Source organism: Streptomyces albidus (ex Kaewkla and Franco 2022), assembly GCF_013870515.1.
Lineage (GTDB): Bacteria > Actinomycetota > Actinomycetes > Streptomycetales > Streptomycetaceae > Streptomyces > Streptomyces albidus.
This window is the reverse complement of the sequence record NZ_JACBXA010000300.1, coordinates 1-6,245: the sequence shown is the minus strand read 5'-3', so window position 1 is coordinate 6,245 and position 6,245 is coordinate 1. Positions and strand designations below refer to the sequence as shown.

Annotated in this window: 4 protein-coding genes; all 4 read left to right on the top strand. The window is 70.6% G+C overall.

All coding sequences use genetic code 11. The annotated features are described in order from the left end of the window. Positions 1-199: 199 nt before the first annotated feature. Positions 200-1,531 carry a deoxyguanosinetriphosphate triphosphohydrolase gene (locus H5J26_RS27235; RefSeq protein WP_181768627.1) on the top strand — a complete coding sequence of 444 codons (1,332 nt, stop codon included), beginning with the start codon at positions 200-202 and terminating at the stop codon, positions 1,529-1,531. A gap of 230 nt (positions 1,532-1,761) precedes the next feature. Continuing rightward, on the top strand, positions 1,762-3,045 hold the full coding sequence (locus tag H5J26_RS27230) for an NAD(P)/FAD-dependent oxidoreductase (RefSeq protein WP_181768626.1): 1,284 nt from the start codon (positions 1,762-1,764) through the stop codon (positions 3,043-3,045). Positions 3,046-3,096: 51 nt separating this feature from the next. Next, positions 3,097-4,839 carry a pyruvate dehydrogenase gene (locus H5J26_RS27225; protein ID WP_181768625.1) on the top strand — a complete coding sequence of 581 codons (1,743 nt, stop codon included), beginning with the start codon at positions 3,097-3,099 and terminating at the stop codon, positions 4,837-4,839. Between the two features lie 110 nt (positions 4,840-4,949). Further along, positions 4,950-6,245: DNA primase (gene dnaG, locus H5J26_RS27220; RefSeq protein WP_181768624.1), on the top strand; the 1,296-nt coding region annotated here is incomplete at its 3' end.

Sequence of the window (6,245 nt, the reverse complement as noted above, 5' to 3'; positions counted from 1 at the left end):
CTGCGCTGACCGAGCGCCGTGGATCGCCTCCGCCCCCGTCGGCGCCCATCCCGCGCTGGCGCAGCTCGTGCTGCACCGCTTCGACGAGGCCCTTGCCGGGGCCCCGTGCGGTGCCGGTTTTGAGGCGGGCACGGCGGCCGCGTCCGGCCCTCTCGTAGGTGCGTGACCCTTCGCAGCTCTGTGCGGATAACGTCGGCGTATGCACGGCACCCACGACACAGAGGTCACCGGGGACGGCACCGCCCTCTACGACCTGCCCGACATCGAGCGCTGGGCGCCCGAACCCGACAAGCGGCCGGGCCGTACCGCCTTCCAGCGCGACCGTGCACGCGTACTCCACTCGGCCGCGCTGCGCCGCCTCGCCGGCAAGACCCAGGTGGTCGCGCCCGGCTCCAGCGCGCAGGCCTGGGACGCCAGTCCGCGCACCCGGCTGACCCACTCCCTGGAGTGCGCCCAGGTCGGACGGGAACTGGGCGCCGCCCTCGGCTGCGACCCCGACCTGGTGGAGGCCGCCTGCCTTGCGCACGACCTCGGCCACCCGCCGTTCGGGCACAACGGCGAACGCGTACTGAGCGAGATCGCCGCGCCCTGCGGGGGGTTCGAGGGCAACGCGCAGTCGCTGCGGCTGCTTTCACGGCTGGAGCCCAAGCGTTTCCTGACGGTGGACGAGGACTCCGACAGCGGTGGCCGCACGGCAGGCCGCATTCCCGTGGGACTCAACCTCACGCGGGCGGCTCTCGACGCGGCCACCAAGTACCCCTGGGCGCGCGGCGGTCATCCCACCGACCCGGACTCGCCCAAGTTCGGCGTCTACGAGGACGACCTGCACGTCTTCCACTGGGTCCGGCGCGGGGCGCCCGGGGAGCGCAAGTGCTTCGAGGCGCAGGTCATGGACTGGGCCGACGACGTGGCCTACTCCGTGCACGACGTGGAGGACGGCCTGCACGCCGGGCACCTCGACCCCAACGTGCTGCACGCCGAGCCCGAGCGGCGCGACATCTTCGCCGTCACCGTGGCCCGCTACGCCTCCGACGCCGCCGACGACGAACTGGCCGCCGCACTCGACCGGTTGCTGGAACAGGAGTGGTGGCCGCACGGCTACGACGGTTCGGCCGTGGCGCAGGCAGGGCTGAAGGACGCCACCAGCCAGCTGATCGGCCGCTTCTGTCTCGCGGCGGAGGGCGCCACACGTGAGGCCCACGGTTCGGGCAGGCTCACCCGCTACGGGGCGGAGCTGGTCGTGCCCCGCGAGATCCGGATGGAGTGCGCGGTGCTCAAGGCCGTCGCCGACCGTTACGTGATGCAGCGTCCCGACCTGGAACGGCTCCGCGCGGACCAGCGCGTCGTACTCGGCGAACTCGCCGAGGAGCTGACCGCACGCGCACCGGACGGTCTCGACCCGCAGTTCCGCGCGCTGTTCGCTGAGGCGGAGGACGACGCCGGTCGCCTGCGCGTCGTCGTCGACCAGATCGCCGCGCTGACCGACATCTCGGCCCGCTCGCTGCACGGACGCCTCACCCGCAGCGGCTGAGGGCGAGTCCGCAGAGTGAAGGCGGACGACGCCACTTCGAGGGCACCCCCAGGCCCTTCTGACGGGCAGTCGGCGGGAGCGTTTGCGAGCACCTGCCCGCAGCCCCGCGGCGTCCCCGGGCAGCAGCACCCGTACGTCACGACGCTCCCGGGGCCTCTTCCCGCTGCCCGTCCGATGCGGGACGCTCACACTGGACGGTTTTCTGTCAGGGGTCAGCGAGGAGGAGTCAAGTGGTCGACGCACACCGGACGTTCGTCATCGTCGGCGGAGGGCTTGCCGGTTCGAAAGCAGCCGAGGCACTGCGTGCGGAGGGCTTCACCGGACGGGTCATCCTGATCGGCGACGAACGCGACCATCCCTACGAGCGCCCTCCGCTCTCCAAGGGATATCTCACCGGTGCCGACGATCGCGACAGCGTCTTCGTGCACGAGCCCGCCTGGTACGCGGGCGCCGACATCGAACTCCACCTCGGCCAGACCGTCGTGGCACTCGACCGTGCCTCCAAGAGTCTCCGCCTGGGCGACGGCGCCCGCGTGCACTACGACGCGCTGCTGCTCGCCACGGGCGCTGAACCGCGTCGCCTGGACGTCCCCGGCACCGGTCTCGTCGGCGTCCACCACCTGCGACGGCTCGCGCACGCGGACCGGCTGCGGGGACGGCTCACGGCGCTCGGGCAGGAGAACGGCCACCTCGTCATCGCGGGAGCGGGCTGGATCGGCCTCGAAGTCGCCGCCGCCGCACGCTCGTTCGGAGCCGAAGTCACCGTCGTCGAGCCGGAACCCACACCCCTGCACACCGTCATCGGCCCCGAGATGGGCATGCTCTTCGCCGACCTGCACCAGGAGCACGGCGTGCGCTTCCACTTCGGGGCGCGGCTGTCCGAGATCGTCGGTCAGGACGGGATGGTGCAGAGCGTCCGGACGGACGACGGCGACGAGCACCCCGCCCACGACGTACTGGCAGCGATCGGTGCGGCCCCACGGAGCGCGCTCGCGGAGTCTGCCGGGCTGGAACTCGCGACGGGCCCGGGCGGTGGTGTCGCCGTGGACGCGAACCTGCGCACCTCCGACCCCGACATCTACGCGGCCGGGGACGTCGCGTCCATCGAGCATCCCCTGCTGGGGCGGTCGCTGCGCGTCGAGCACTGGGCGAACGCCCTCAACAGCGGCCCGGCGGCCGCGCGCGCGATGCTCGGCCGCGAGGTCCGCTACGACCGGGTGCCGTACTTCTTCTCGGACCAGTACGACGTGGGCCTGGAGTACTCCGGATACGCACCCCCCGGCTCCTACGACCAGGTCGTGTGCCGGGGCGACGTGGCGAAGCGCGAGTTCGTCGCCTTCTGGCTGCGTGAGAACCACGTGCTGGCCGGCATGAACGTGAACGTGTGGGACGTGACCGGTGAGATCCAGGAGCTGATCCGCTCGAAGTCCCCCGTCGACCCGGACGCCCTGGCCGACCCGGCCGTGCCGCTGGCCACGCTGCGGGAAGGAGCCCAAGGCGGACAGAAGGGATAAATTGCCGCTACGAGGCCTCGGCGGCGAAGCGGCGAAGGGCAGGCGGCAAAGATGGCGAAACAGACGGTGGCCGAGCAGTTCATCGACACACTCGTGCGCTCGGGGGTCAAGCGGCTGTACGGAGTGGTGGGGGACAGCCTGAACCCCGTCGTCGACGCCATCCGCCGCAACCCCGCGATCGAGTGGATCCAGGTCCGCCACGAGGAGACCGCCGCCTTCGCCGCCGGGGCCGAGGCCCAGGTGGCGGGGCGGCTCGCTGCCTGCGCCGGGTCGTGCGGGCCCGGCAACCTGCACCTCATCAACGGGCTCTTCGACGCGCACCGTTCGATGGCACCGGTCATCGCTCTCGCCTCGCACATCCCCAGCAGCGAGATCGGCACCGGCTTCTTCCAGGAGACCCATCCCGATCAGCTCTTCCGCGAGTGCAGCTACTACAGCGAGCTGATCTCCAGCACGCAGCAGATGCCGCGGGTGCTGCAGACGGCGATCCAGCACGCCGTCGGCCGCCAGGGCGTCAGCGTCATCACGCTCCCCGGCGACATCGCCGCCGAGCAGGCGCCGGCGAGCCCCGAGGAGCACGCCCTGGTCACGGTCCGGCCCACGGCACGGCCCGCCGACGACGAGATCGACGCGCTCGCCCGCCTGGTCGACGAGGCCGGCAAGGTCACCCTCTTCTGCGGCAGCGGCACCGCGGGCGCGCACGCGGAGGTGATGGAGTTCGCCGAACGGATCAAGTCACCCGTGGGGCATGCGCTTCGCGGCAAGGAGTGGATCCAGTACGACAACCCGTACGACGTCGGCATGAGCGGGCTGCTCGGTTACGGCGCCGCCTACGAGGCCACTCACGAGTGCGACCTGCTCCTGCTGCTCGGCACCGACTTCCCGTACAACGCCTTTCTCCCCAAGAACTGCAAGATCGCCCAGATCGACATCCGCCCCGAACACCTGGGCCGTCGCACCACACTCGACATGGCCGTCTGGGGCGACGTCCGCGAGACGCTGCGCTGTCTGACGCCGAAGGTGAAGGAGAAGAGCGACCGGCGGTTCCTCGACAGGATGCTGAAGAAGCACGCGGACGCGCTGGAGGGCGTGGTCAAGGCGTACACCCGCAAGGTCGAGAAGCACACGCCGATCCACCCCGAGTACGTCGCGGCGCTCCTGGACGACGAGGCGGACGACGACGCCGTGTTCACCGTCGACACGGGCATGTGCAACGTCTGGGCCGCCCGCTACCTCACCCCCAACGGACGCCGTCGCGTCATCGGCTCCTTCACCCACGGCTCCATGGCCAACGCGCTGCCGCAGGCCATCGGCGCACAGTTCACCGACCGCGGCCGCCAGGTCGTCTCGATGTCGGGGGACGGCGGCTTCTCCATGCTGATGGGCGACTTCCTGACCCTCGTGCAGTACGACCTGCCGGTGAAGGTCGTCCTGTTCAACAACTCCTCCCTCGGCATGGTCGAGTTGGAGATGATGGTCGACGGCATGCCCCCGCACGGCACCGGCGTTCCGCACACCGACTATGCGGCGATCGCGCGGGCGGCCGGTGCGCACGGCGTCCGGGTCGAGAAGCCCAAGCAGCTGCGCGACGCCCTGCGCGAGGCCTTCCAGCACAAGGGCCCCGCCCTCGTCGACGTGGTGACCGACGCCAATGCGCTCTCCCTCCCGCCGAGGATCACCCGCGAGCAGGTGAGCGGCTTCGCGCTCTCGGCCGGCAGAACCGTGCTGGCGGGCGGCGTCGGGAGCATGGTCCGGATGGCCCGCTCCAACCTCCGCAACATCCCCCGCCCTTAGCCAGCTGCGCCCGCCGCACCCCGTCCGCGCTCGCCGCGCTACGACCCCGCCGCGCTGCCGGCGCCGACGGTGGCGGAATGGTGTCGGCGGCCCGCCGTACAATTCCCCGTGTGGCTGGAAGGATCAATGACGAGGACGTGAAGGCGGTTCGGGACGCAGTCCCGATCGACGCCGTCGTCTCCGAATACCTCCAGCTGCGCCCGGCCGGCGGTGGCAACCTCAAAGGGCTCTGCCCCTTTCACGACGAGAAGTCCCCTTCCTTCCACGTCAGTCCGAGCAAGGGCCTCTACCACTGCTTCGGCTGCCAGGAGGGCGGGGACACCCTCGACTTCGTGATGAAGGTCGACCACCTCTCCTTCTCCGAGTCCGTCGAGCGCCTGGCCGCCCAGGCCGGAATCACCCTGCGGTACGAGGAGGGCGGGTACGGCCGGGCCAGTCAGCAGGGCGAGCGCACCCGCCTGGTCGAGGCGCACAAGGTGGCCGCTCAGTTCTACGTCGAGCAACTGCAGGGCGCCGAGGCCGAGATCGGCCGCCGCTTCCTCGACGGCCGTGGCTTCGACAAGCTGGCCGCCGAGCGTTTCGGCGTCGGATACGCACCGGCCGGCTGGGACCATCTCGTGCGCTTCCTGCGCGGCAAGGGCTTCTCCGACAAGGAGCTGACGCTGTCCGGGCTCGCCCAGGAATCCAGGAACGGCCGTCCCATCGACCGCTTCCGCGGCAGGCTGATGTGGCCCATCCGGGACATCACCGGCGACGTCGTCGGCTTCGGCGCACGCAAGCTGCGGGACGACGACAACGGCCCCAAGTACCTCAACACGCCCGAGACGCCGATCTACCACAAGTCCCAGGTCCTGTACGGAATCGACCTCGCCAAGAAGGACATCGCCAAGGGCAACCGCGCGGTCGTCGTCGAGGGCTACACGGACGTGATGGCCTGCCACCTCGCGGGCGTCACCACCGCCATCGCCACCAGCGGTACGGCCTTCGGCGAGGGCCACATCAAGATCCTCCGGCGTCTGCTGATGGACAACTCCCAGTCCGAGGTCATCTTCACCTTCGACGGGGACGCCGCCGGGCAGAAGGCTGCGCTGCGCGCCTTCGAGGACGACCAGAAGTTCGCCGCCCGCACGTCGATCGCGATCACGCCCCAGGGCATGGACCCCTGCGAGCTGCGCCTCGCCGAGGGCGACGAGGCGGTGGCGAAGGTCGTCGAGAGCCGCTCGCCGCTCTTCGAGTTCGCGATCCGCTCCATCGTCGATCAGCACAACCTCGATACCGCCGAGGGCCGTTCGGCGGCGCTGGAGCAGGCCGCACCCGTCGTCGCACACATCAAGGACCCCTCGATCCAGCACGAGTACGCCGTGCGGCTCGCCGGCCTGCTCGGCATCCTCGACACGCAGTTCGTG